The sequence below is a fragment of the Algibacter amylolyticus genome (assembly GCF_014202225.1).
GTDB lineage: Bacteria > Bacteroidota > Bacteroidia > Flavobacteriales > Flavobacteriaceae > Algibacter_B > Algibacter_B amylolyticus.
The window spans coordinates 113,094-137,259 of sequence record NZ_JACHGE010000007.1 but is presented as its reverse complement, the minus strand read 5'-3'; the positions used below and the strand labels follow the sequence as shown (position 1 = coordinate 137,259).

The 24,166-nt window shown below is 32.9% G+C and carries 25 protein-coding genes; 9 read left to right on the top strand and 16 right to left on the bottom strand.

Annotation, left to right across the window (positions count from 1 at the left end; translation table 11 throughout):
- A complete protein-coding gene (locus tag HNQ90_RS13265) occupies nt 1-1,560 on the top strand; it encodes a DUF4097 family beta strand repeat-containing protein (protein WP_144117613.1) in 1,560 nt (519 codons plus the stop codon).
- Between the two features lie 24 nt (nt 1,561-1,584).
- Here the strand turns inward: HNQ90_RS13265 and HNQ90_RS13260 are convergent, their stop codons facing one another.
- The 9 genes from HNQ90_RS13260 to HNQ90_RS13220 are packed head-to-tail and all read right to left on the bottom strand — an operon-like array spanning nt 1,585 to nt 10,419.
- A complete protein-coding gene (locus HNQ90_RS13260; RefSeq protein ID WP_144117611.1) occupies nt 1,585-2,259 on the bottom strand; it encodes a GNAT family N-acetyltransferase in 675 nt (224 codons plus the stop codon).
- Between the two features lie 4 nt (nt 2,260-2,263).
- Entirely contained in the window at nt 2,264-3,178 is a 915-nt protein-coding gene (miaA, locus tag HNQ90_RS13255; RefSeq protein ID WP_144117609.1) for a tRNA (adenosine(37)-N6)-dimethylallyltransferase MiaA, read from the bottom strand.
- A gap of 17 nt (nt 3,179-3,195) precedes the next feature.
- Complete coding sequence (locus tag HNQ90_RS13250; protein ID WP_144117607.1) at nt 3,196-4,041, bottom strand: ion transporter; 846 nt, start codon at nt 4,039-4,041, stop codon at nt 3,196-3,198.
- Between the two features lie 44 nt (nt 4,042-4,085).
- Nucleotides 4,086-6,008, bottom strand: a complete 1,923-nt coding sequence (locus HNQ90_RS13245; protein ID WP_183822359.1) for a transglutaminase family protein — start codon at nt 6,006-6,008, stop codon at nt 4,086-4,088.
- A gap of 42 nt (nt 6,009-6,050) precedes the next feature.
- On the bottom strand, nt 6,051-7,415 hold the full coding sequence (locus HNQ90_RS13240; RefSeq protein ID WP_144117603.1) for an exonuclease domain-containing protein: 1,365 nt from the start codon (nt 7,413-7,415) through the stop codon (nt 6,051-6,053).
- Between the two features lie 16 nt (nt 7,416-7,431).
- On the bottom strand, nt 7,432-8,103 hold the full coding sequence (locus HNQ90_RS13235; RefSeq protein ID WP_144117601.1) for a YggS family pyridoxal phosphate-dependent enzyme: 672 nt from the start codon (nt 8,101-8,103) through the stop codon (nt 7,432-7,434).
- A 4-nt stretch (nt 8,104-8,107) separates the two neighbouring features.
- Complete coding sequence (locus HNQ90_RS13230) at nt 8,108-8,569, bottom strand: YcxB family protein (protein ID WP_144117599.1); 462 nt, start codon at nt 8,567-8,569, stop codon at nt 8,108-8,110.
- The gene (locus HNQ90_RS13225; RefSeq protein ID WP_144117597.1) at nt 8,569-9,459 is read right to left on the bottom strand and encodes a 3-hydroxyacyl-CoA dehydrogenase family protein; all 891 of its coding nucleotides are present in this window, start codon (nt 9,457-9,459) and stop codon (nt 8,569-8,571) included. Before HNQ90_RS13225 ends, HNQ90_RS13230 begins: the two co-directional genes overlap by 1 nt.
- Nucleotides 9,460-10,419, bottom strand: coding sequence for a Gfo/Idh/MocA family protein (locus HNQ90_RS13220; RefSeq protein WP_144117595.1), 960 nt, complete (start codon nt 10,417-10,419; stop codon nt 9,460-9,462).
- 157 nt (nt 10,420-10,576) lie between these two features.
- On the opposite strand from HNQ90_RS13220, the gene HNQ90_RS13215 reads away from it, so the two are divergent.
- The gene (locus HNQ90_RS13215; protein ID WP_144117593.1) at nt 10,577-11,218 is read left to right on the top strand and encodes a protein-L-isoaspartate(D-aspartate) O-methyltransferase; all 642 of its coding nucleotides are present in this window, start codon (nt 10,577-10,579) and stop codon (nt 11,216-11,218) included.
- Between the two features lie 4 nt (nt 11,219-11,222).
- On the opposite strand, the gene HNQ90_RS13210 is transcribed toward HNQ90_RS13215, so the two are convergent.
- The 3 genes from HNQ90_RS13210 to smpB form a co-directional block, all read right to left on the bottom strand.
- Complete coding sequence (locus tag HNQ90_RS13210) at nt 11,223-11,825, bottom strand: methyltransferase domain-containing protein (RefSeq protein ID WP_144117591.1); 603 nt, start codon at nt 11,823-11,825, stop codon at nt 11,223-11,225.
- Nucleotides 11,826-11,836: 11 nt separating this feature from the next.
- Nucleotides 11,837-12,400 (bottom strand): hypothetical protein, encoded by a 564-nt coding sequence (locus HNQ90_RS13205; protein WP_144117589.1) that lies wholly within the window; start codon nt 12,398-12,400, stop codon nt 11,837-11,839.
- A 65-nt stretch (nt 12,401-12,465) separates the two neighbouring features.
- Nucleotides 12,466-12,924, bottom strand: a complete 459-nt coding sequence (gene smpB / locus HNQ90_RS13200) for an SsrA-binding protein SmpB (RefSeq protein WP_144117587.1) — start codon at nt 12,922-12,924, stop codon at nt 12,466-12,468.
- A gap of 98 nt (nt 12,925-13,022) precedes the next feature.
- On the opposite strand from smpB, the gene HNQ90_RS13195 reads away from it, so the two are divergent.
- Together HNQ90_RS13195 and lpdA are read left to right on the top strand one after the other, a co-directional pair.
- Nucleotides 13,023-14,618 carry a S41 family peptidase gene (locus tag HNQ90_RS13195; protein ID WP_144117585.1) on the top strand — a complete coding sequence of 532 codons (1,596 nt, stop codon included), beginning with the start codon at nt 13,023-13,025 and terminating at the stop codon, nt 14,616-14,618.
- Between the two features lie 95 nt (nt 14,619-14,713).
- A complete protein-coding gene (gene lpdA / locus HNQ90_RS13190; RefSeq protein WP_144117583.1) occupies nt 14,714-16,114 on the top strand; it encodes a dihydrolipoyl dehydrogenase in 1,401 nt (466 codons plus the stop codon).
- Nucleotides 16,115-16,204: 90 nt separating this feature from the next.
- Here the strand turns inward: lpdA and HNQ90_RS13185 are convergent, their stop codons facing one another.
- The gene (locus HNQ90_RS13185; protein WP_144117581.1) at nt 16,205-16,987 is read right to left on the bottom strand and encodes a S1/P1 nuclease; all 783 of its coding nucleotides are present in this window, start codon (nt 16,985-16,987) and stop codon (nt 16,205-16,207) included.
- A 278-nt stretch (nt 16,988-17,265) separates the two neighbouring features.
- Here HNQ90_RS13185 and HNQ90_RS13180 point away from each other — a divergent pair, with 278 nt between their 5' ends.
- From HNQ90_RS13180 to HNQ90_RS13165, 4 genes are all read left to right on the top strand, one after another.
- Entirely contained in the window at nt 17,266-17,841 is a 576-nt protein-coding gene (locus tag HNQ90_RS13180) for an RNA polymerase sigma factor (protein WP_144117579.1), read from the top strand.
- A complete protein-coding gene (locus tag HNQ90_RS13175) occupies nt 17,841-18,020 on the top strand; it encodes a hypothetical protein (RefSeq protein ID WP_144117577.1) in 180 nt (59 codons plus the stop codon). Before HNQ90_RS13180 ends, HNQ90_RS13175 begins: the two co-directional genes overlap by 1 nt.
- Before the next feature lie 40 nt (nt 18,021-18,060).
- Nucleotides 18,061-18,888: a mechanosensitive ion channel family protein gene (locus HNQ90_RS13170; protein WP_144117575.1), complete on the top strand. Its 828-nt coding sequence runs from the start codon at nt 18,061-18,063 to the stop codon at nt 18,886-18,888.
- A gap of 330 nt (nt 18,889-19,218) precedes the next feature.
- Complete coding sequence (locus HNQ90_RS13165; RefSeq protein WP_144117573.1) at nt 19,219-19,749, top strand: RNA polymerase sigma factor; 531 nt, start codon at nt 19,219-19,221, stop codon at nt 19,747-19,749.
- 137 nt (nt 19,750-19,886) lie between these two features.
- On the opposite strand, the gene HNQ90_RS13160 is transcribed toward HNQ90_RS13165, so the two are convergent.
- Entirely contained in the window at nt 19,887-20,603 is a 717-nt protein-coding gene (locus HNQ90_RS13160) for a LytR/AlgR family response regulator transcription factor (protein WP_144117571.1), read from the bottom strand.
- Nucleotides 20,603-21,658 (bottom strand): sensor histidine kinase, encoded by a 1,056-nt coding sequence (locus HNQ90_RS13155; protein WP_144117569.1) that lies wholly within the window; start codon nt 21,656-21,658, stop codon nt 20,603-20,605. The genes HNQ90_RS13160 and HNQ90_RS13155 overlap by 1 nt, the downstream gene beginning before the upstream one ends.
- Nucleotides 21,659-21,988: 330 nt before the next feature.
- On the opposite strand from HNQ90_RS13155, the gene HNQ90_RS13150 reads away from it, so the two are divergent.
- Entirely contained in the window at nt 21,989-22,381 is a 393-nt protein-coding gene (locus tag HNQ90_RS13150; protein ID WP_144117567.1) for a MotA/TolQ/ExbB proton channel family protein, read from the top strand.
- Nucleotides 22,382-22,807: 426 nt separating this feature from the next.
- Here the strand turns inward: HNQ90_RS13150 and HNQ90_RS13145 are convergent, their stop codons facing one another.
- A complete protein-coding gene (locus HNQ90_RS13145) occupies nt 22,808-24,166 on the bottom strand; it encodes a DEAD/DEAH box helicase (RefSeq protein ID WP_144117565.1) in 1,359 nt (452 codons plus the stop codon).

Below are 24,166 nucleotides of genomic sequence, written 5' to 3'. Positions count from 1 at the left end.
ATGAACAGTTTTTATATAAAATTCAAATTTGCGGTGCTCTGCTTTCTTATTTCGGGAAGTTTGGCAGCACAACAAAAATTAACCAAAGTATCGCAATCTATAAAAGTAGATAAGGATGTTGTGGTAGATTTAAACACAAGTTACTGCAGTATAGTGTTTGATACATGGAACAAAAACACTGTAGAGATAGAGGCTTATGTTGAAGGCGAAAAATTAAGCAAAGACCAATTAGACGATGCTTTAAAGCAATGGCATATAGATATTGATGCTACTACAAATAAAGTGACAATTAATGCTGGTAGTGATCAAGTTCCAAATGCTATGTGGGCACATCATGAGGCTTACGATTGCGATAATTGCGATGACGATTATGGTGTTGGAGCAATTTTAAATGAATTGAAATTTGAACTTGCAGATATGCCAGTCATGCATATTAGTGTTCCGGAAATACCACAAATGTTTGAAATGCCCGAATTACCCGAATTACCAGAAGGCGTTAATGCTATTGCTTTTGATTATGAAGCCTATAAAGAGCAGGGTGAGGATTATTTAGAGAAATGGTCGCGTAAATTTGAGTCTAAATACGGTAAAGACTACGCTAAAAAAATGGAAGCTTGGGGAGAAAAATTCGGAAAAGAGTGGAGTGACAAGTATGGTGATGATTTTGCTGAAAAAATGGAAGCTTGGGGCGAGAAGTTTGGAGAAGAATGGGGCGAAAAATATGCCGATCGTATGGAAGAATGGGGCGAGCGTTTTGCAGAGCGCATGGAAGCTCAAGCCAGTAGAGTGGAAACCCAAGCAGAACATATTGCTGCCAATGCCGAACGTATGGCGGCACAAAAGGAACGCGCTATGATGCATCGCGAAATGGCTAAGGAATATGCTAAAGACCGTAAAGCGCACCTTAAGGAACGTGCTGTTTTAATTAAAGAAAGAGAGCTAGAAATAGAAAAGCTTTTGGATAATAAATCGTCTATTAAAGTTAAAAAAACGATTAAAATTAAAATACCTAAGGATGCTAAATTACGAGTAAATGTTAAGTATGGCGAAATAGAATTTGCTAATAATATTGATAATTTAAAAGCAGATTTAGCATATACAAAGTTTAAAGCTTTAAGTATTAATGGAAGTTCTACTTCCATTAATGCTTCATATTCGCCAATACAGATTACGCACTGGAATTTAGGTGAGTTGAATTTAAATTATGTTAAAAGTGCAGATATTGAGCATGTTGCTCATTTGGTTTTAAACCTAACATCTTCGGAGGTAGATATAGAATCTTTAACAGGAAGTGCTATAATAGATAGTAATATTGGCGATGTAGATATTTATAATATTGAAGATAGTTTTAATAACTTAAATATTATTTTACAAAATAGTAATGCCGTTATTGGATTGCCTAAAACAGACTATAGTTTGCAGTATAAAGGCACGCATTCTCGTTTGGTACAGCCAGATCAGGCTGTAAAAAGTAATACCTCTAATTTTTCTACAGGAAATCCTTCTATTGGAAAAAGAATTTTAATTAACGCTAAATATAGCGATATTACTATGCAGTAAATCTACTTTTATATTTTGGTAATATTAACTATTTATTTGCCAGAATTCTAATTTTCTTCGCGTAACAAAACCAAGTTTTTTATACAGATTTATAGGCCCGAGATTAGTTTGGTCCACATGTAAAAAAGGTGTTTTGTTCTTTTCAAATATTTTATTGGATGTATGGGTAACTAGCTGCTTAGCGTAACCATTCCCAACATAATCTGGGTGTGTTATAACACCGCTAATTTCGGTAAACTGCTCTGGTTGCATACGTTCGCCTGTAATGGCGACTAATTTTTCATCCTTAAAAATGCCAAAGTAGCGTCCTAAGGTATCGGTTTTAGGTTTAAAAAAATCAGGGTAAGCGATGGCTACCAAATCCATGATTTCTTCATGATGACTTGGTTTAAGTTCTACAATGCTTTCGGTTATGGGATGGTCTATTTTTTTATAAAGTATCATTTGTAAACCAACATACTGAATAGGTGGTTTAAAAGATGAAGGCATTTTAGGTTTTTCGCCTACCATAAAAAAGGAAGGCGTTAATTTAGCATGTTCCATTATAGCAGCAGCGGTATCTGCTCCTTTTATAAACGCCCCAAAAGGTGTAAAATCTGGATGATACATTTTAGTATAACCATAATCTATTCCTTGTTGTGTATGTTTATCTGTTATTGAAAACCAAACTGGATTATCTAAAACATTTTCGTTATGCATAGTATTAAATGATATGGGCGTCTAATTGCTTTGTAATGGTTTCTATTGGTGTATCGAAATTAAACCAAAGGGTATCGTCTTGTCTTTTAAACCAGGTAAGCTGACGTTTGGCAAAACGACGCGTGTTTTTTTTAATTTCGGAGGTAGCAAACTCTAAATCCCAAGTACCCTCTAAATAGTTAAATAGTTCTTTGTATCCAACCGTGTTTAGAGCATTAAGATTCTTGTAATCTAGTAATGCTGTTACTTCGTCCAATAAACCTTCAGCCATCATAATATCTACACGTTGGTTAATACGTTGGTAAATAAGTGCTCTATCTGCCATTAAACCAATAGTAATGGTTTTAAAATTTCGTTTTACTTTCCCTTGGTTTAAAAAGGAAGAATACGGTTTACCTGTGCCTATGCAAATTTCTAAAGCGCGAATTACACGATGTGGATTAGCTATGGCTATGCTATTATAAGAGGTAATATCTAATGCTTGCAGTTGGGCTTGAAGCGATTCTAGCCCATGGGTTTCCAGTTGGGTATTTAAGGCTTCGCGAATGCTAGGATCTACTTCTGGAAAATGGTCTAAGCCTTTTGTAACGGCATCGACATACAAGCCTGAGCCACCAACCATAACTACCACATTATGAGCTTTAAATAAGGCATCGAGACATTGCAGTGCATCCTTTTCGAAGGCACCAACATTATAATTGTCCTTAATCGATTTATGATGTATAAAGTGATGTTTAGCACCTGCGAGTTCCTCGGGTGATGGTGCGGCAGTACCTATTTGCATCTCCTTGAAAAACTGACGTGAATCTGCCGAAATAATTTCGGTGTTATAGTGCTGCGCCAACTTAATACTAAGTGCCGTTTTTCCTATGGCTGTTGGGCCAATTATGGAAATAAGGTATTTGTTGTTTGTTTTCAGAAGTTAAAAGATAAAAGTTAGACTATTTCTGCACCACACACATAGCAATATTTAGCTTCGCTACGCACATCGCTTGTTAAACATTCTTTACAGGTTTTAGTTTCTATTATAATTTCTTCCTCTTCTTTTATTTCTACCTTTTTCTGTGAAGCAAACTCAGCACTAACAATACCGGTGGGTACAGCTATAATACCGTAACCTATTATCATAATAACAGAGGCCAGAAATTGTCCTACTGGAGTTACAGGAGCGATATCGCCATAACCTACAGTAGTAAGCGTTACAATAGCCCAATATACACTTCGTGGAATACTTGTAAAACCACTATCTTGTTCGCCTTCAATAAGGTACATAACGGTACCAAGAATAACACAAATAATAACCACAAACGATACAAAAACCGCAATTTTAACTCTACTAGCGCGCAGTGCTTTTAAAAAATTATTGGATTCGCCCATAAAACGGGCTAGTTTTAAAATTCTAAAAATACGCATTAATCGTAATGCTCTTAAAGCTACTAAGGAGTGCGATCCTACTAAGAAAAACGATAAATATTTAGGTATTGTTGAAAGCAAATCGATAATACCATAAAAGCTGAAAACATATTTTTTAGGACTCGAGTTGGTTATTACTCTTAAAATATATTCGATAGTAAAAAGTATGGTAATTATCCATTCGGCAATGTTAAGAAAGGTATGATATTCGGCATCAATAGTATTAACACTTTCAAGCATTACCAATAAGATACTTGCAAGTATAACAACTAAAAGTACAAGATCGAACAATTTTCCAGCCGGCGTATCCGAGTGATAAATAATTTTATAGATCCTAGCTTTCCAATGTTTATCGAATAACTTTTTCATGATATCAAATGTAGCAAAAAGTTAAGTTACTTTTTACTAGTAGCTTAAATGGTTTTTTTTAATAAAATAACCGTGTTGTTTTGAATCTCGACTATCTTACTCATAAACGCTTTTAAATAGGGGTAATAATCTACGTCGTATATTGGTGTTTTAAAATCAATTTTTAATAAGAAATTGATGCTATTACCTATTTGTTTTGAGCTAAACACCAGTTGACCTGTATTGTTTGGTAGTGCTATTTTTTGCTCTTTAGGTATTTCTACAATACTGTAATGATCATTTAATTCTATATTAAACATATAAAAATAACTATCGCTATATCCAAAATCTATAGGATAAGATCGTTCCTGTAATTTGAACGGATTTTCTTTGAAAAATGTAACGAAAAAAGGGTTTAAGTAGACATTATCGCCAACATCATCAAAATTATACTCAATAGCGTAAGATTCTTTAAAGTCTTTACTTTCTACACCATCACTTGTTACTTCAAAGTTAGAAATATCGATATAAGGGAATTTGTTTTCTAGCGTATTTATGTATTCATCTTCATTTGAATAGTATTCCTTTTTCTTGTATAGTGCGTGATATCCTGTTCTTTTAGTTTTAATGCTTCCTACTAGCAAATCATTTTCATCGAACTTTAAATTGGTTTGGTAAAATACGTTTGAGTGCGTTCTAGGATTAATGTCTATCCATGCGCTACCATTTTTAAAGTCTAGTAATCTTCCAATTTGGTTAAGGCATCTATAAGGCAAGTCTCCAAAGTTTAAATAGCTATCTGTAGCATCTAATAAGTATTGTTTATCGTTAATAGTGGCTTGTACTATAAGGTAGTTATATTCGAAAATAGCAGGAAAAATAGTAGTTGGGAAGCCATTATTTCTTGTAGAGAGTAAAACAGGTTTTACATCTATACCAGACTCACGTAAAAGGTTGTGCAATAGAATGTTTATCGATGAAACGTTTCCGGACTTATTTTTTAATAAGTCTTTTACAGATACGTTACGATATATTTTATAATCGCCATTCCATGTATAATTATCTTGAACGTAGTTGTAAATAGATTCAGCCTTATTAAGTTGGTCTGCATCATTTATAATAGCGCTACTTAACAAATCTTCGGTTTTAATAGTTTTTTTTAGTTGTTTACCTATTTCTTTATCGGTTCTAAATTCCCTATCTACATCTTTCCAAGATTTGGTATAATTTATTACTGTTCCATCGGTATCTCTAAAGGTTTCTAAATCGTATTCAATTCGCGCCAAATAGTTGCGTTTTGTGGTCATATAATCCTCCTCAATAAAGGCAGGAACGTTTTTCATGGCATAAACGCTTTCGCTACAATCGGCACTAGCACCATTTCGCATTTGCAGGCATTCTTTTTTAATAACCGAAGTGTTTGTGGTTAGTTTTTTTCCGCCTACAAGTCTGGTATGAAATAGCCAATTACCAGGAATACTCGCGTTGTATTCGCTATATAATTTAGGAATGTCGCCTTGAAACTCCCAACCTTTATAGCTAGAAACAAACGGCGAAATTATTTTATAGCTGTATGTAATAACTGAGCCTTCTTTTATATTAGGTAAAGTAAATTTAACTAGAGTGTGGTTTTCGTCGTACTTTTCTCTAAAGATATTTTTTTCTTCTAGTTTTGTTGTCGTTACCTCATTGCCATTTTTATTATAGGTTGTAGCAATTATATCTTTTATTTTTTCAGATTTTGATTTATTATTATATAAATGGATTTCAACATTTGCATTATCAAACCCTTCAGAATTTAAAATTTTTATTTTGAATTTGGCTTCAGTTCTAAGATCATAATCGTTGTTATCAACATGACTTTTACCTTGTTCATAAATTACGAGTGCATTTGCAGTTGAATCTTTAGCAAAGGTGGTACTTTCTATATCGCCAAGTACAACTTTGTAAGATTCTGAATTGTAATTTTCTTGGGCAAGGGTTGTCATGCTAAAAAGTAGAATGACTAGTGAAGTAAATTTCAACATAATTTAATCTAGGGTAATAATTTTTAAACGTTTGTTTTTTCTTAAGTAATTTTGAATAATATGCTGTGCATCTCTATTATTTTCCATTGGCGTAATAATAGATTCTAATACCTTAAGGTTAGTTATTTGGTAGTTTAAATTGAAAAATCCAATGCCTTTAAAAACGCCGTTTTCAATTAATATAGCACTGCGCTCATCAACCTCTCGACCTCTATCAACGATAACCATATTTTTGTTGGAATAGCTGTTTTTTTCAATTAAAGCCTCAACACGTTTGTTGTAAGATTCTGCAGATTCTTCTTGAATACAAGCGCCTTTACAAGCTTTTATATCGTAACCAAAACAACTTGTTTTTGTTTTATATAGGCCTGAGAGTTTTTGGCATAGGTTATAATCTTCAACAGCTCTAGTAATAAAACTTTTTCCGCTTTCGCGATTGCTAAAGGTTGTTATGGCTTTTTTACGACCATCGGCAACATCAATTTTAAGGTTTAAATAGCCATTGTCGTCTTTAAAAACGTATAAGGCGTGCGTAAATGTAGAACGACGTAAAGCTCTGTTATGTAGTGGCTTGTTCTTTTTAATCTCTTCGCTTTCTTTTAGTAGTGCTACCAATTCGCTGCCTGTAGCTTCATAGGTTACCGAGGCCACTTTAGATTGTAATTTTTTTGATTTGGAATTGGTGCCTGTAAAATGCTGATTTATACGTTTTTTTATATTGTTACTTTTGCCAATATAAATGATGTCTCCATCAGATTTATGAATGTAATAAACGCCGGTTATAGATGGTAAAGTTTCAATAATATCTAATAGCTTGGGCTCCATTTTTCGTTTGGCGCTAAGCTTTATAGATTTTTGTATAATGGTTTTAGTAGTGTCTTTAGTAAGTAGTAATTTAAAAAGTTTTACGGTTGCTAAAGCGTCACCCGAAGCCCGATGTCTGTCGGTTACTGGAATACCTAATGAGCGTACTAGTTTTCCTAAGCTATAAGAATCTTGCTCTGGAATTAAATCTTTTGAAAGCTCTACAGTACATAAGGTTTTACGTTCGTAATCGAAACCTAATCGCCTAAATTCTGTGCTTAAAATGCGGTAATCGAATTGGGCGTTATGCGCCACAAGAATACAGTCTTGAGTAATTTCTACAATACGCTTAGCAACCTCATAAAATTTAGGTGCATTACGAAGCATATTGCTATTAATTCCTGTTAGGTTTACTACAAAAGGTTGGATATCGCGTTCTGGGTTTACTAAGCTTATAAATTGATCGATCACCTCATGACCATCAAATTTATAAATAGCAATTTCAGTTATACCTTCTTCATTAAATTTACCACCTGTGGTTTCTATGTCTAGTATTGCGTAAATAGTATACCGTTATTTTTTAATTTGTATAATTTCGTGAACCAAATATACTACTTCCTACTCGAATCATTGTACTACCAGCTGCAATTGCTAAAGGAAAATCGCCACTCATACCCATACTAATAGTTTTTAAGCTACAGTATTGGGTTTGTAGGGCTTTTAAAGCATCGAAAGCAAATTTTAAACGATTGAATTCATTGGTTATTTGGTTTTCATCAGTAGTAAAAGTAGCCATCCCCATAACACCAACCACATTAATATTTTTTAATTCCGAAAATTTTTCAGATTGAATTATTTCTGATGCTTCTTCAAAAGACATTCCAAATTTAGAGTCTTCTGATGCTATTTTTAGTTGTAACAAGCAATCAATTACACGATTATGTTTTTTTGCTTGCTTATTAATTTCTTTTAATAATTTGTAATTATCAACACCATGAATTAAGCTCACAAATTCGGCCATATATTTAACCTTATTTCGTTGCACGTGGCCAATCATGTGCCATTCAATATCCTTTGGCATGTCTTGGTATTTTTCTACCATTTCCTGGATTTTATTCTCTCCAAAAATACGCTGACCTGCTTGATAAGCTTCCATTAAATCGCCAACAGGTTTTGTTTTTGAAACGGCAACTAAAGTAACATGCTCTGGAAGTTTAGATTTTATGTTGTTTAGGTTTTCTTTAATACTCATGTATCTATAAATTCTGTTTTATTAATTTAGAAAAAGCCTCTAAATCGTTAACATTATAAAAAATTTGTTTTGGGACGTAAATAAACTGATTTTTAGCAATATATATTAACCAATAGTTGTTTTTTGAAACCGCTTTTTGAATGCTATTTGCAACTAATTTCGATTCATTTCCTGCTCTTTTAAATAGCAAATACTCATTATTAAATGATAAAGTGGTTTTTGAAAATATGGGTTTATGGTCTTTTGAACCTGTCCAAAAATAGAGGTAAATTGATATTATGAAAGGGTACGCAAATGAGAAAATAATAAAAAAGGTACTAAAACTATCGTTTCCAAACTTAGGTAAATTGAAAATAGCAATAAGTATCATGATAAGGTAAAGCCACCATGATTTTTTAAATCGCGTTAATAAAACAATTTTATAATAGTTCTCTTTAGTTAATGAAAATGCCTTGGTTTCAATCATTATTTTAAAAACTGTTTCGAAACCTTTTCTGCTTTTCTACTTTCGGAATAATCGTAAAAACCTTCACCAGATTTTACACCTAATTTCCCTGCTTGCACCATATTAACTAGTAATGGGCAAGGGGCATATTTAGGGTTTTTAAAGCCGTTATACATTACATTTAAAATAGACAAGCAAACATCTAGTCCAATAAAATCGGCAAGTTGTAATGGTCCCATTGGGTGTGCCATTCCTAATTTCATTACGGTATCAATTTCATTAACACCAGCAACGCCATTGTAAAGGGTTTCAATAGATTCGTTAAGCATGGGCATTAAAATACGGTTGGCTACAAAACCAGGGTAGTCGTTTACTTCAACAGGGTCTTTTCCTAATGTTTCAGAAAGTTCCATAATGGTTTTAGTAACGGTATCGCTTGTGTTGTATCCTCTAATTATTTCAACCAGTTTCATGATTGGAACCGGATTCATAAAATGCATACCAATAACTTGCTCTGGTCTGGATGTTACAGCTGCAATTTGTGTTATAGATATGGACGATGTGTTACTAGCTAGAATGGCAGCTTCTGGACACGCTTGGTCCAATTGCTTAAATATTTTAAGTTTTAATTCTAAATTTTCAGTAGCAGCTTCAACAACTAAATCAATGGTTTTTACAGCGTCTTCTAAATTGGTATATGTGCTTATATTTGCTAGAGTATTAGATTTATCAGCTTCCGAAATTTTTTCTTTAGCAATCATTCTATCTAAATTCTTAGCAATAGTATTCATGCCTTTTTCTAAAGCGGCTTCATTAACATCTATAAGCGAGACTTTAAATCCAGATTGGGCAAAGGTATGCGCAATACCATTACCCATAGTGCCTGCACCAATTACTGCTATTTTTTTCATTTAAAAGGCATTTATTATTTGGGTAGCCACACGAAGTGCTTCGGTACCATCATGTAAAGATACAATTGGTGTCGTGTTGTTATTTATAGCATCGGCAAAGGTTTCTAATTCATCTAAAATAGAATTGTTTTCTAATACCGATGGGTTATCAAAATAGATCTGTTTTTTTACGCCTTCGGCATTTTGTAACACCATATCGAAATCGCCAGGGTTTTCTGGAGCGTCTTTCATTTTTACCACCTCACATTTTTTAGTAAGAAAATCTACAGAGATATAAGCATCCTTTTGAAAAAAGCGTGCTTTACGCATGTTTTTTAGTGAAATTCTGCTCGCTGTTAAGTTGGCAACACAGCCATTTTCGAACTCTAAACGCGCATTGGCAATATCTGGAGTATCACTAATTACCGAAACACCACTTGCCGAAATATGTTTAACCTTCGATTTTACAACGCTAAGTATAATATCAATATCATGTATCATTAAATCTAAAACCACAGGAACATCGGTACCTCTAGGATTAAACTCTGCCAATCGATGTGTTTCGATAAACATAGGCGAGTTAATTTCATCTTTAACAGCAAGATATGCCGGATTAAAACGCTCTACATGGCCTACTTGTCCGCGCAGATTATGTTCTGCTAGCAGTTCTCTAATATGTTCTGCCTCTTCAACAGTATTAGTAATAGGTTTTTCAATAAAAACATGTTTGTTTTTAGCAATAGCTTGTTTCGCACAATCGTAATGCGACAAGGTTGGCGTAACAATATCCACCATATCTACAGCATCAATAAGCGCATCTATAGAGTTGAAAAATTTATATCCAAATTCGGCTTCTACCTTTTTACCGTTTGTTTCATCGGCATCATAGAACCCAACAAGGTCGTATTTTGTAGATTGTTTAAGAAGTCTTAAATGAATTTTTCCTAGGTGACCAGCACCAAGAACTCCAGCTTTTAGCATAATTTATACGTTTTCAACAAAAATAAGATAATTAAAAGATGAAGTTAGGAAATTAATCTAAAAATTTGGCTTATAAATGGCGAAAAATAAAATCTCAATAAATAGTTTTTAGCTTAAAAATGTTTGCCTAATTTTATCCAACTAAACCACGCCAACATTGAAAGACACATTTAAGCATCAAGGATTAAGACAGCAGCTCGTTAAAATATTAGAAAACAAAGGAATAACAGATACCCGTGTTTTAAACGCCATAGGTAAAATTCCTAGGCATTTGTTTATGGATTCTAGCTTTTTAGACCATGCTTATCAAGATAAAGCATTTCCTATTGGTGCAGACCAAACTATTTCTCAACCTTATACGGTTGCTTTTCAGTCGGAATTACTAAAAATTAAACCGGGAAATAAGATTCTAGAAATTGGAACAGGAAGTGGATATCAAACTGCTGTTTTATGCGAATTGGGCGCTAAAGTTTATAGTATTGAGCGCCAAAACGAGTTGTTTAAAAAAACGAGTAAGTTTCTACCAAAACTAGGTTATCGTGCTAAGAAGTTAATTTTTGGCGATGGTTATATAGGACTTGAAGACGAGGCGCCTTTTGATGGTGTAATAGTAACAGCAGGAGCACCTTTTGTTCCAAAACCTTTGTTAAGCCAGTTAAAAATAGGAGGAAGACTTGTTATTCCTGTAGGCGACGATGTGCAAATCATGAATATGTTTACTAGAAAAGGTCCTAAAGAATTTGAACAAGAAGAGTTTGGCGAGTTTAGGTTTGTGCCCTTATTGGAGGATAAAAATTAGGGTTTTATTGCTTTTTGAAAATACCAAACAACTCATTGCCCTGTCGTGGCGTAATGCTATTATAGCAAGCCTCTAAAGTAATGATATTAAAAAAGGGCTTGAAATAGCCTAAATACTCTTGTTTAGAACCACCAAAAGGACGTTTTTCCATATCGCCTGTTAATGGCATTGAAAACCATAGGCCCACTAGTTTCCCATTAGGGTTTAGTAGTTCGTGCATTTTAGCAGCGTATTGTTGTCGGCTACTTTTTGTAGGAGGGAAGGAACAGAAAAAAGTTTGCTCTATAATTAAATCGTAGGTGTTGTTATGTGTAAAGAAATCGCCTTGAATGGCTTGGTGTACGGGGAATTCTGGGATGCGTTTTTTTAAGGCATCCAATGGTTCTTTAGAAATATCCAACACATAAACATTTTTAAAGCCCTTGTTAAATAGGTATTCGGCTTCGTAAGCATGACCAGCACCGGGAATTAAAATTTTTAAATCCTTGTTTTCTAATTGATCAATATATGCTTTTAATGGTGCCGATGGTTCTCCAATATCCCAACCGGTTTGGTTTTCTAAATAGCGTTGTGTCCAATAAGTTTCTTCTGTATTAGAATCCTGCATACCACAAATGCTTAGTTTAAATACCTTGCAGGAATAGGATGTTTATCCGTTTCTTGAGACCAAAACACATTAACAATCCACCAACGTTCCCCATCATTTAATAATTGAATACTATTTATACCGCGCATAAAAGGCGTTGGGTCTGTTTTGCTTTTAAAACATTCGTAAGTGCTAAAAACTTGAGCAATATTGCCAAAGGTATCCACTTTTCTATGTATCTCTTTTTCTATAAATCCGTTTTCAACTAACCATTTCCCCGAGCTTTTTATGTAATCTCCAGGAGACATATAAACGACTTTTAAATGCCCTTCTTTATCTTTTCCAGAAGCTATCAATTTAGCATCAGATGAAAACAGAAACTTAAATTGTTTCCAATTTCTTTCTTCGTCTTTCTCGCCAGAAATAACGTTATATAAGGTTTCTATAGTTTTATCTAAGGTTAAAACAGCGGTGCTATCTACTGTAAATTCTACAGCTTCTTTTTCTAATTTTTCGCCTTTGTCTTTATGTTTATCTTGAGCCTGAAGGTTTATGGATAAAACACTTACTAGTACAAGAATAATTAACTTTTTCATATTAAAAATTTAAGTTTGGAAATTAATAAAAATTAACTAGTCAAAGCGTTAAAAAATATATAATACTATTTGTACGCTTTCTTTATTCTGTCTAAATCGCGCTTATTATCTCTATCTTTAATCGATTCGCGTTTGTCAAATAATTTCTTACCCTTAGCCAATGCAATATCTAACTTAGCGTAACCTTTATCGTTTATAAAAAGGCGTAACGGAATAATGGTTAAACCAGAATTTTGAACTTCCTTATTTAACTTTTTTAATTCCTTTTTATTTAGTAGAAGTTTTCTGGTTGCTTTTGGTTTATGGTTATAGTAGTTACCAAAGGCATATTCTTGAATAGTCATATTCACCGCAAATAGTTCACCATTTTCGCTAAACTCGCAAAAACTTTCGGCTATAGAGGCCTTACTACTTCTTATAGATTTAATTTCGGTACCCGTTAATACAATACCAGCGGTATATTTATCGAGTATTTCGTATAGAAAGCGCGCTTTCTTATTTTGTATGTTTATGTTTTTTTGCATGCCGTACAAAATTACAGAATTTCATTCGAATTTAATTAAAAGTTAAACAAACATTAATAGATAATAAAGATTTAACCAGAAGCACTATTTTAGTAAGCATGAAAAAAATGTGTTATACATTTATATTATTGGTCTTTTTGGTGTCTTGTAAGAGTATTGAAAAACATAATACACAAATTACCAAGTTGCATACGGTACAAGACTTACATCTAGATATCGATAAGTTATATAAGCAACTTAAACGCCATCATCCTAAGTTATATCAATACACACCTAAAGCGGTTTTAGATTTTAAGTTTGATAGTTTAAAGCAATCCATTAATCGGCCTATGGATTCCAGAGCGTTTTATAAGCAATTAGCTCCCGTTGTGGCACAAGTTAAGCAAGGTCATGTTTCGGTAGGGCTAGAAGGTAAGCGGTTTACAAGAAAGGAACTTAAGGCATTAAAAAAGAAAAAATTTGAGTTTTACGATTTAGATGTTGTTTATCTAGACGGTAAACTTTGGGTAAAAAATTATAAGGGAAACGATTCTACTTTAATAGGAAAAGAAATTGTGAGTATTAATGGCGAGTCGGCAACAAAATTGGCAGAAGTTTATAAAACACGTTTTGCTTCCGATGGTTATAATAAAACACTGTATAACAGATATGTGTCCAAAACCTTTGCATTGTATTATTACAGAGATAAAGGGTTTCTAGATAGTTTACAGTTAACTTTTAAAGCTAAGGATTCTGTATTTTCAAAAGTATTAAGGCGCATCGATAAAAATCCAAAAAAAGAGAATAAGGATTCCATTAGCGCTTCCGCGGAAGACATAAAACCTAAAAAACGTAGTCTAGAGGATAAAAAAGAAAATAGACTAGCAAAAAAACAATTTAGAAAACAAAAAAGGAAACGAGGGTATATACCGAAGGATAAAAACTTTACCAGAAATTTTAAATACATAGGAAAAGATAGCTCCATAGCCTATATGAAATTAAGAAGTTTTACCAACGGCAATTATAAACGTTTTTATAAAGAAAGTTTTGCTAAAATAGATGCCAAAAACACCTCCCACTTTGTTCTAGATTTAAGAGATAATGGAGGTGGAAGAATAGCCGAAATTGATTACTTATATGGTTATTTAGCTAATAAACCGTTTCAATTTATTAAAGAAAGTGAGGTAACGAATAGGACGCCATTTATAAAATCTGTTATGAGTAATACCACACCTAATAGTATAAAAATAATTGGTTCATTGTTTTATCCCGTGGTTGCGACTTATAGTTTAATAAAAACTAAAAAACATAACGATAAAATCTATTTTGATTTTAATAAGTACACTAGAATTAAAGCTCCTAAGCCATTAGCATATACCGGAAAGTTGTTTGTCTTGATAAATGGTAATTCATTTTCGGCATCCTCAATACTCTCAACCCATTTAAAAGCTACAAAGCGCGCTACATTTATAGGGGAAGAAACTGGAGGTGCGTATAATGGAACGGTAGCAGGCGTTTTTAAAATTTATAGATTACCTGTTTCTCAAGTTAAAGTAGGCATGGGCTTAATGCAAATAGAAGCGCCACAAAAGCAAAATCCAGATGGTTATGGCATTAAACCAGATGTAGAGGTGTTACCTAATTTAATTGATATTCAATCGGGAATTGATACCGAGTTGGAGTGGATTCTTAAAGATATTTATAAATTAGATTAATTTCCTCAAAAAAACTGTTAATCCATTAATTACCTTGAATCTAAATTCGTATTTTTGATTTTCGATTTATAAATAGAAAATCTCAAAATTATTATATGAATTCATACGATGTAGCCATTATTGGTTCTGGACCCGGAGGATATGTTGCAGCTATACGTTGCGCACAATTAGGCATGAAAACGGCCATTATAGAAAAATACTCAACATTAGGAGGAACCTGTTTAAATGTAGGTTGTATACCAAGTAAAGCACTTTTAGATTCTTCGCACCATTACGACGATGCGGTAAAGCATTTTGAAGAGCATGGTATTGAAATCCCTGGTGAGGTAAAAGTGAATTTAGAGAAAATGATTGCTCGTAAACAAGCTGTTGTAGACCAAACCACTGGAGGTATTGATTTTTTAATGAAGAAAAACAATATTGATGTGTACCAAGGTTTAGGAAGCTTTAAAGATGCCACTCACATTACTATTAACGGAGAGGAAACTACCGAGATTGAAGCAAAAAACACCATTATTGCTACAGGTAGTAAGCCTTCAAACTTACCATTTATAAATATTGATAAAGAACGCATCATAACATCAACCGAAGCTTTAAAACTTAAAGAAATCCCTAAGCATTTAATAGTTATTGGTGGTGGTGTTATTGGTTTAGAGCTAGGTCAAGTTTACCGTCGTTTAGGTGCGGAAGTTACTGTTGTTGAGTATATGGATAGAATTATTCCTACAATGGATGCTGGCTTATCTAAAGAATTAAACAAAGTTTTCAAAAAAGCGAAGTTTAAAATGCAGGTTTCTCATAAAGTGAAATCGGTAGAGCGCGTAGGCGATGAAGTAATTGTAAAAGCCGATAACAAAAAAGGAGAAGAAGTTGAGTTTAAAGGCGACTACTGTTTAGTTTCTGTAGGGCGTAAGCCGTATACAGATGGTTTAAATACTGAAGCTGCAGGAGTAAAATTAGACGATAGAGGTCGTGTTGAAGTAAATGCGCATTTACAAACATCTGCATCAAACATATATGCTATTGGCGATGTTGTTAAAGGTGCTATGTTGGCGCACAAGGCAGAAGAAGAAGGTGTTTTTGTAGCCGAAACTTTAGCAGGACAAAAACCACATATTGATTATAACTTAATACCTGGTGTTGTTTATACATGGCCAGAAGTAGCTGCTGTTGGTAAAACAGAAGAGCAACTTAAGGAAGCAGGTGTCGATTATAAAGTAGGATCTTTTCCAATGCGTGCTTTAGGTAGAAGTAGAGCAAGTATGGATTTAGATGGTTTTGTGAAAATTCTTGCAGATAAAACTACCGATGAAATTTTAGGTGTACATATGATTGGAGCTCGTGCTGCAGATATGATTGCCGAAGCTGTTGTTGCTATGGAATACAGAGCCTCTGCCGAAGATGTTTCTCGTATGTCTCACGCACACCCAACATTTACAGAAGCTATTAAAGAAGCGGCCTTAGCTGCCACTGAAGATAGAGCGTTACATATCTAATTCCTGCGAAGGCAGGAATCTTATAATAAAAAAGGCTGACTTTAATAATTAAATTCAGCCTTTTTAATTTAATATATAAGTTATTTTTTGTTAAAACAAATCATTTAAAACCTTAGCCAAACGAATGCCAGCAATTTGTAACTGGCTTCTAACGGTATTAAAGTTTTCGTAAGAGTAACGGTATTTTAAGTTATCACCTGGTTTCGCAGACGCATATACCTTTTTAGTAAGTTCGTGCGTTTCGTTTACCCAATCAACAACAGTTCCTTCTTGAATAGCTTTTACTTGCTTCTTAGATAAAACATCTGCGTTTTCGGCAAGTTCATTATAACTCATATTGAAACTCTCAATCATTTCAGAATCCCAAATACGGTGTAAATTTGAATCTTCATAAAACCATTGTACTTTAAAATCGTTACCTCCTTTATCTTCTTGTAAGCCTACGTGCATAGGTTGGTGTAAATCGCCCACTAAATGTATTAATAGTTTTAAGTAAAACGCTTTATCATCATCCGTAGCATTTTTATCACTTATAATTTTTTTGCAATATTCAATGCCTGTAATTAAATCGCCTTTTGGGTTTACTCTCGAGTCTTCATAGTTTTCTTCATGAGACATATTAATATAGTGCCAAGTATAAAATTCATTGTAGCGCTTATCAGATTTTATTTCATCGGCAAATGTAGATACGAAAGCTAGCGACTTTCTTTTTAAAAGGCGTTTAACTTGTCTTTTTGTTTTTCCACATAAATGATCGTCGGCTATTTTACCAACAACACGGTGGCCAGTGGCTCCCCAAAAATCATCAAAGGCATGACTTTTAAAAGGTAAAACAAAAAAAGTAACAATTAAGCAGGTGTAAAAGAATTTCATAAATATTGATTTTGAGCAAATTTAGGAATATCCCTAATAAGTTTAGGCATTAAAACGCGCCTTAACAAAAGTTTAATTTCATTTATTATTATAGTATAATGCATCAATAAAAATCCATTAAAACAGTGTTATTTAAATGATTATAGATTAGAAACAGATAAAATCCGTTGAATCGCCTGTAAATCTGTAAGTAATTTTTGAATATCTACTATTTTTTGTGACTCTTTACAAAAGGTTGTGTCTTAATCCCTATAACAACTAAATAGCGAAAGCTAATTTTGAAAACCCTTAACAACATAAATAATCTAACTGACGAGGAATTAGTGGAAGCGATAGTGGAGACTAATAATACTTTGCTTTTTGAAACCTTATATGATAGGTACGCTACGTTAGTTTATAACAAATGCTATGGGTTTGCAAAAGATGGCGATGAAGCTAAAGATTTAACTCAGGATATATTTTTAAAGCTGTTTGTTAAATTGGCTAGTTTTAAAGGAAAATCTAAGTTTTCAACTTGGCTTTATGCTTTTTCATATAATCACTGTGTTAATTATGTAACAAGAAATACAGCTAAAAAATTTGAAAAACAGTCGGTTGATTATAAGGATATAGAAAATCTTTCAGAAGAAGAGGAAGACGATAGTAGTTTCCTTAGTATGAAGGTTGATAGATTGAAAGTGGCATTAGAATTAATTTCTCCAGAAGAGAAGATGATTTTATTGATGAAGTATCAAGATAACCTTTCTATAAAGGAAATTGTAAATGCTATGGAGATTGGAGAAAGTGCGGTTAAAATGCGAATTAAACGTGCTAAGGATAAGCTAATAGCAGTGTATAACGAAAACCAGAAATAATGGAAGATCCATTCAAATTAATAGACCAGCCCCTTAAAGAAGTTCCACCGGAACTTAAGAACAAGGTAATGAGCGATATTGCTATGGCAAAGCTTATAATGGATTTGGCGTCATTATTTTCATATAATATAGGAGATGTTATAGAAACTGTAATGAAAAATAGAAATTCCGATAATTAAAATTTAACCAACAACAACCCTAACAAAAAAATTAATAATTATGGATAAAGCAACACAATGGAAAGACATGGCCATGGAATCTTTAACAACGATGTGGCTTGAAATATCAAAAATATTTCCAAATATAATAGGTACCATCATTGTACTTGTATTTGGATGGCTAATAACAAAATTAATAGTTAAGATTATTAAAAAAGCTTTAAAGCTTGCTAAGGCAGAAAAGTTAGATGATGCTATTAACGAAATAGAAATTGTAGAAGGCAAAAAACTAAATTTCGACACCATAAAAATTGTGTCGAGTTTTGTTAAATGGGTAATGTATATCATGCTATTTATTATGGCATCGGATATTATGAACCTTACTATGATCTCAGAGCAAATTAGCAACTTGTTAGGCTTATTACCACAGTTATTTGCAGCCTTAGTAATTTTTACAGTAGGATTAATACTTGCTAACCTTATTAAGAAAGGTATAAAATCATTTTTTGAATCCATGGATTTATCTGGAGCAAAAATGATTAGTCAGGTAGTCTTTTTTCTTATTTTAATTTTTGTATCCATTACAGCACTAAATCAAGCGGGTATAGATACCGAGATAATAACGAGCAATTTAACCATGATTTTGGCGGCCTTTTTAATAGCCTTTGCACTAGCTTTAGGTTTAGGAGCACAAAAGGTAGTAGCCGATTTGCTAAGAACTTTTTATACTAGAAAAACATACGAGTTAGGTCAGAAAATAGAATTCAATAATTTAAAAGGAAGTATTGAATCTATTGACGGGATAACCGTAACCATTAAAACTGAAGAAGGAAAATTAATAGTACCAATTAAAGATATTGTAGAGAGTCAAGTAAGTATACAGGATTAACTTTAAGTTAGGGTTAAAATTTGGTTGGTTACTTTTCTGTACACCGAAAAACTCTCTACTCTTATATTACACCTCTTTCGTTATGAGTTTCATCATAACTTAAGAGGTTTTTTTATTTAAAAAAGTATTGAAACGGGATGAATTTAATAGATTTATTTTTTTTTAAATTTACTTAAAATCATTAAAATAGGTTTTTTCTGTCATAAATAAATACTTTTAAACGATTAAATATGTCTTTAATCGATTTGGTTAACCAATTTTGCTTAAAAAGTTCATCGGGGTATCTATTCTGTAATATTGGAGTATAAATAACCAATAACCCTTTTAATTTTGACAGACGAACAATTAGTATCCGCAATAGTAGTAAAAAACGATTCAGCTTTATTTGAAATTTTATACGATAGATTTTCAAAGCGTATTTACAATAAATGTTATTCTTTTGTAAACGATGAAGACGAAGCTAAAGATTTAACTCAAGACATCTTTTTAAAGTTATATGTAAAACTTTCAAGTTTTAAAGGAGATTCTAAATTCTCAACTTGGGTATACTCTTTTACATATAATCATTGTGTAAATTATTTATCTAGAAGTAAAGTAAAAAAATACGAAAAGCGTTTTCCTGATTATTATGATGCAGCCGATTTAACTGAAGAAAGTTATAGCAACCAAGATTTGGTTGATAAATTAAACTACGGTTTAAGTATGATTTCTGCTGAAGATAAATCAATTTTATTATTGAAATACCAAAGCGATTTGTCTATTAAAAATATTGAAGAGGTTATGGGGCTTGGAACAAGTGCAGTTAAAATGAGAATAAAAAGAGCAAAAGAAAAGTTAGTTAATACTTGTGCTCTGGTATAACAAGTAAATTGTAGTTAGTTATATATAAACAGAGTTTTCTATAAGTTAGGGTTAATTTGGTTGGTTAATACTTGTTAATATTGAAACTTTCTATATTTAAATCCCTTTTCATTAATTTGGAAAGGGTTTTTTGGTTTTTAGAACTTTTCTAAAATCTTTAATACATCCTTTTTGTAACTTCTACTTATGGTTAAAGCGATGTTATTAATGGTTATTTCTTCGTTAGTAAAAGATTCTATATGCTTTAATGCTATTATATAAGATCTGTGAATTCTTAAAAAATGAGCATTAGGTAGTTTGGCTTCTATAGCGCTAATAGTTTCTCTAGTTACTATGGTTTTATTGGCTAAATGAATTTTAATGTAATCGCTATAGCTTTCAATATAAATAATAGATTCAAAATCAATTTTTATCATACGTCTATCTGCACGCACAAACATAAAATTGTTATTAACTGTTTGGGTTTGTTCCATTGAACTGGCTTGCGTATAGATATCAAAATAGTTATTTACCGCTTTTAGCAATCTATCAAAAGAAATGGGTTTTAATAAATAATCTACCGCTTGCAACTCAAAACCTTCAACGGCATAATCACGATAGGCGGTGGTAAATATTATTTTAACATCGGTATTTATAGATTTTGCAAACGAAATACCTGAGATTTCGGGCATATTTATATCCAGAAAAATTAAATCGACTTTATGTTCCCTTAGCGCATTAAAAGCTTCAATAGCATTCCTGCAATGCTTTACAATAGTAATTTTTGGAATTTTAGCAACATGCGTTGCGATTACCTCTCTAGCAATAGCTTCATCATCAATAATAATGCACGATATGTCTTTACTTGCTGTCATTAATTAACCATATTAAGCTTTAAATGTACCTTAAATAATCCGTTTTCATTATTAATGTTAAGCGTGTATTGGTTTTTATAGAGTAAATCTAATCGCTTTTTAATGTTGTCTAAACCTATGCCGTTTTCTGAAGCGGTATTAGCATTACTAGTGTTTTCAATAGTAAAAAAGAGGCTTTTATTTTCGCAATACAAATTGATGTTTACGGTTAGAATACCATTTTTTAAACTGCCATGTTTAAAACTGTTTTCTACAAAGGGCAGTAGGAGCATAGGGGCAATGTTAGTTTCTGTAAGTATGTTTTCAGTTTTAAAATCTATGTGTAGCGTGTTATTAAAACGCATTTTTTCCAACTCTATATAATCGTTAATATGATGTATTTCATCATTAAGCGAAACAAAAGGTTTATCTACTTGATACAATAAATAATCTAACAAATTTGAAAGCTTTAAAATCATTTCGGGCGTTTCGTCCGCTTTCTTTAAAGCAAAACCATACATGGTATTTAAGGTGTTAAATAGAAAATGTGGGTGAATTTGCATCTTCAAATAATTTAACTCTTGCTCTTTTAGTTTTAGTTGGGTTTCAAGAATTTTAGTTTCTAATATTTTTGTGTCTTCGGTATGTTTTAAATTTAGTTTTAAAAGCTTAAAAGCGCTTACTATAACAACTACCAAGTAAACTGCAATAGCCACTAACAATAAGCTTTTGCTTATGGGCGCCATATTAGCATACTTAAAATTAGAAAGGTAAACTAAGCCGTAAAACACAGATAATAAAATAAGATACGTTGATATAATTAAGGCGTATAAACTGTACAACCCAAATAAAGCATAGCGTTTTGTAACCAGGTATTCTGGTATTATTTTATAAATAAAAACATAGGTTGTTGCAACAGTAATAGGCATTAAAAACAGGGAGAAGGATAATACATAACTAAAGTCGCTACTATCCACACCAAAAAAATAGGTGTAAAACAGCAAGACTCCACACCAAAAGGCAACGTGGAGTATTACCTGTCCTATTTTTTTTAAAATGAATTGCTTTGTTAGCATTACAAATGTTTTAGGAATTTTGTCAATTCGAGTGTGTTTTTACTCATTATTATGAGTGAAATTTGTTTCGAGTATATAATATTCCGTTTTAAAACGTATTATTCTAGATCAAACTGTGCTTAGCTTATTAAGTAAAAACACAGTTCGGTTTATATTACAATAATACTATAAATTTTAAGGGCTTAAATATTTTGTAGACGAATAACCGGTTTAATTACGGTTTTAGCATATTGCTGTTTTAATTGCTAAATTCGTTATCCGTCGCATATTAATTTTTAGTACACATTAAGGCTATATGTTTGTACCATGTTTAATTAAAACCAATTAATTATGTTTATGTTATCAGTTGTTTTCTTGAATGTTTTTGTAGATAGATTTATGGAAGGCGGACCACTATTTATGTCCTTAATATTAATTTGTCTGTTGTTGGCAATAGCGTTTCTCGTTATGGGCTTTGTTAATTTGAAAAAGGATATTTTAAAATCTAAAAAAATGACCAAACTAGCATCCGATGTTAGTATATTAGGTTTAGTATTTGGGTTTTTAGGTTCTACAATTGGCATGATTACAGCCTTTGATGCTATAGAGTCTATTGGCGGTATTAGCCAAGGCATGATGGCCACAGGACTTAAAGTAGCCTTTTTAACTACTGTATTTGGCTGTATTACTTTTATTTTACCACGAATAGGCATTATTGTTTTAAGAGGCTTACAGAAGGGTTAGTAGCTATAGCGGTTCTTCATCAATCAATTAATCGAATTATTTAAAATCTCTTTTTCATTAGATTGAAAGAGAGGTTTTTGCATGTTTTAATAAATCCTCGATAGCGCTAGTTTAAATTAGTGACGTATTGAGTGCGTCCAGTTTAGGAGTATGATTAAAATGGGCATTAGTAAATACTAGCGCTAGCGTAACGAATTATAAAATTAACCCAAGCAAGCAACTCCATAGAAATCACCTAATAATTATACTAGGCAGATAGGTGCGTTAGGGATTGCAGTGAAAAGCCCACAGCCCGACGTAGGAGGAGCGAGGACTTGCAGCGGAAAGCGCGACCCTTGTGGTAACGCCCAAAAAATATCAATAGGAAACTTAAACACTAATTCTTAAAAACGCAACCCACTGAAAACTGCCGCTGAAAACTGCGACTTATTTCCTTTTATTACGTCTGTTATAGTTTTTATCGCCTTTAGTTTTAGGTTTTTTGTACTTGGCAGCAATTTTAAATTTATAAGAACCGCCTAAGTTTTCTTTAGAGTTTTTCTCAGATTTTTCATGAAAGGCTGGTCCTGGAGCATCTTCGTCTTTACTACGTTTGTTTGGGTTGTTACGCTCTTTTATTTGCGGACGTTCCTCTTCAATAAGATCGGTAGAAATGGTTACGGTTTCTGGAATTTCTAGAACCGGAATGGTCATTTTCATTAACAACTCGATATTTTCGATAGCTTCTTGCTCTTTTTTAGTGGTAAAAACAAGGGCTTCACCTTCGCGTTCCGCACGACCTGTTCTACCAATACGGTGCATGTAGTTTTCGGGGAAATCTGGTGTATCGAAATTAATAACATGCGATACGTTATCGATATCTAAACCACGTGCCATAACATCGGTAGCTACTAAAATACGGTTTTCGCCATTTCGAAATTGCTCGATACTACGTAGCCTGTAATTTTGTGTTTTGTTGGAGTGGATTACGCATAACTCGTCGTGAAAACGCTCATCCAAATTATCGAATAAACGGTCTGCCATACGTTTATAGGCTACAAAAATTAATACTTTATTAAAGCGCTCTTTATCTTTTAATAAATGGGTTAACAAATTTACCTTGGTGTAAAAGTTAGGCACTATGTAACGCTGTTGCGATATATTATCTAGCGGTGTTCCAGAAACGGCAATGGATACGCGCTCAGGACTTTTAAAGAAATCGTTAATTAGTAAATCGACATCTTGCGTCATGGTTGCCGAAAACATAATGTTTTGGCGCTTTTCTGGCAGGATATCAAAAATGTTTATTAACTGGTGTCTAAAACCTAAATCCAGCATAACATCCACCTCGTCAATTACTAATTTTTGTATGGATTTAAGTTGTAAAACTCGTGTTAAAGCTAAATCGTAAAGGCGACCAGGTGTGGCTACTAAAATATCGATACCTTCGGCAATGGCTTGTTTTTGGGTATTTATATTGGTGCCACCGTAAACACCTAAAACACGATTGTTTATGTATTTTGATAGTTTTTCTATTTCGTCTACAACCTGCACAACTAACTCTCTTGTTGGTACTAAAACCAAAACTCTTGGGTTTTCTTGTTTCGAAAATTTTAAGTTTTTAAGTATTGGCAGCATATAGGCATAAGTTTTACCTGTACCTGTTTGTGCTATACCAACCACGTCTTTACCAGATGCCACAATGTTAAAGGCCTCTTCTTGTATAGGCGTAGGTGTTGTAAAACCTAAGTCGCTAAGTGCGTTAAGTAAAGGTGTGTTTAAATTTAAATCTTCAAAATGTGCCAT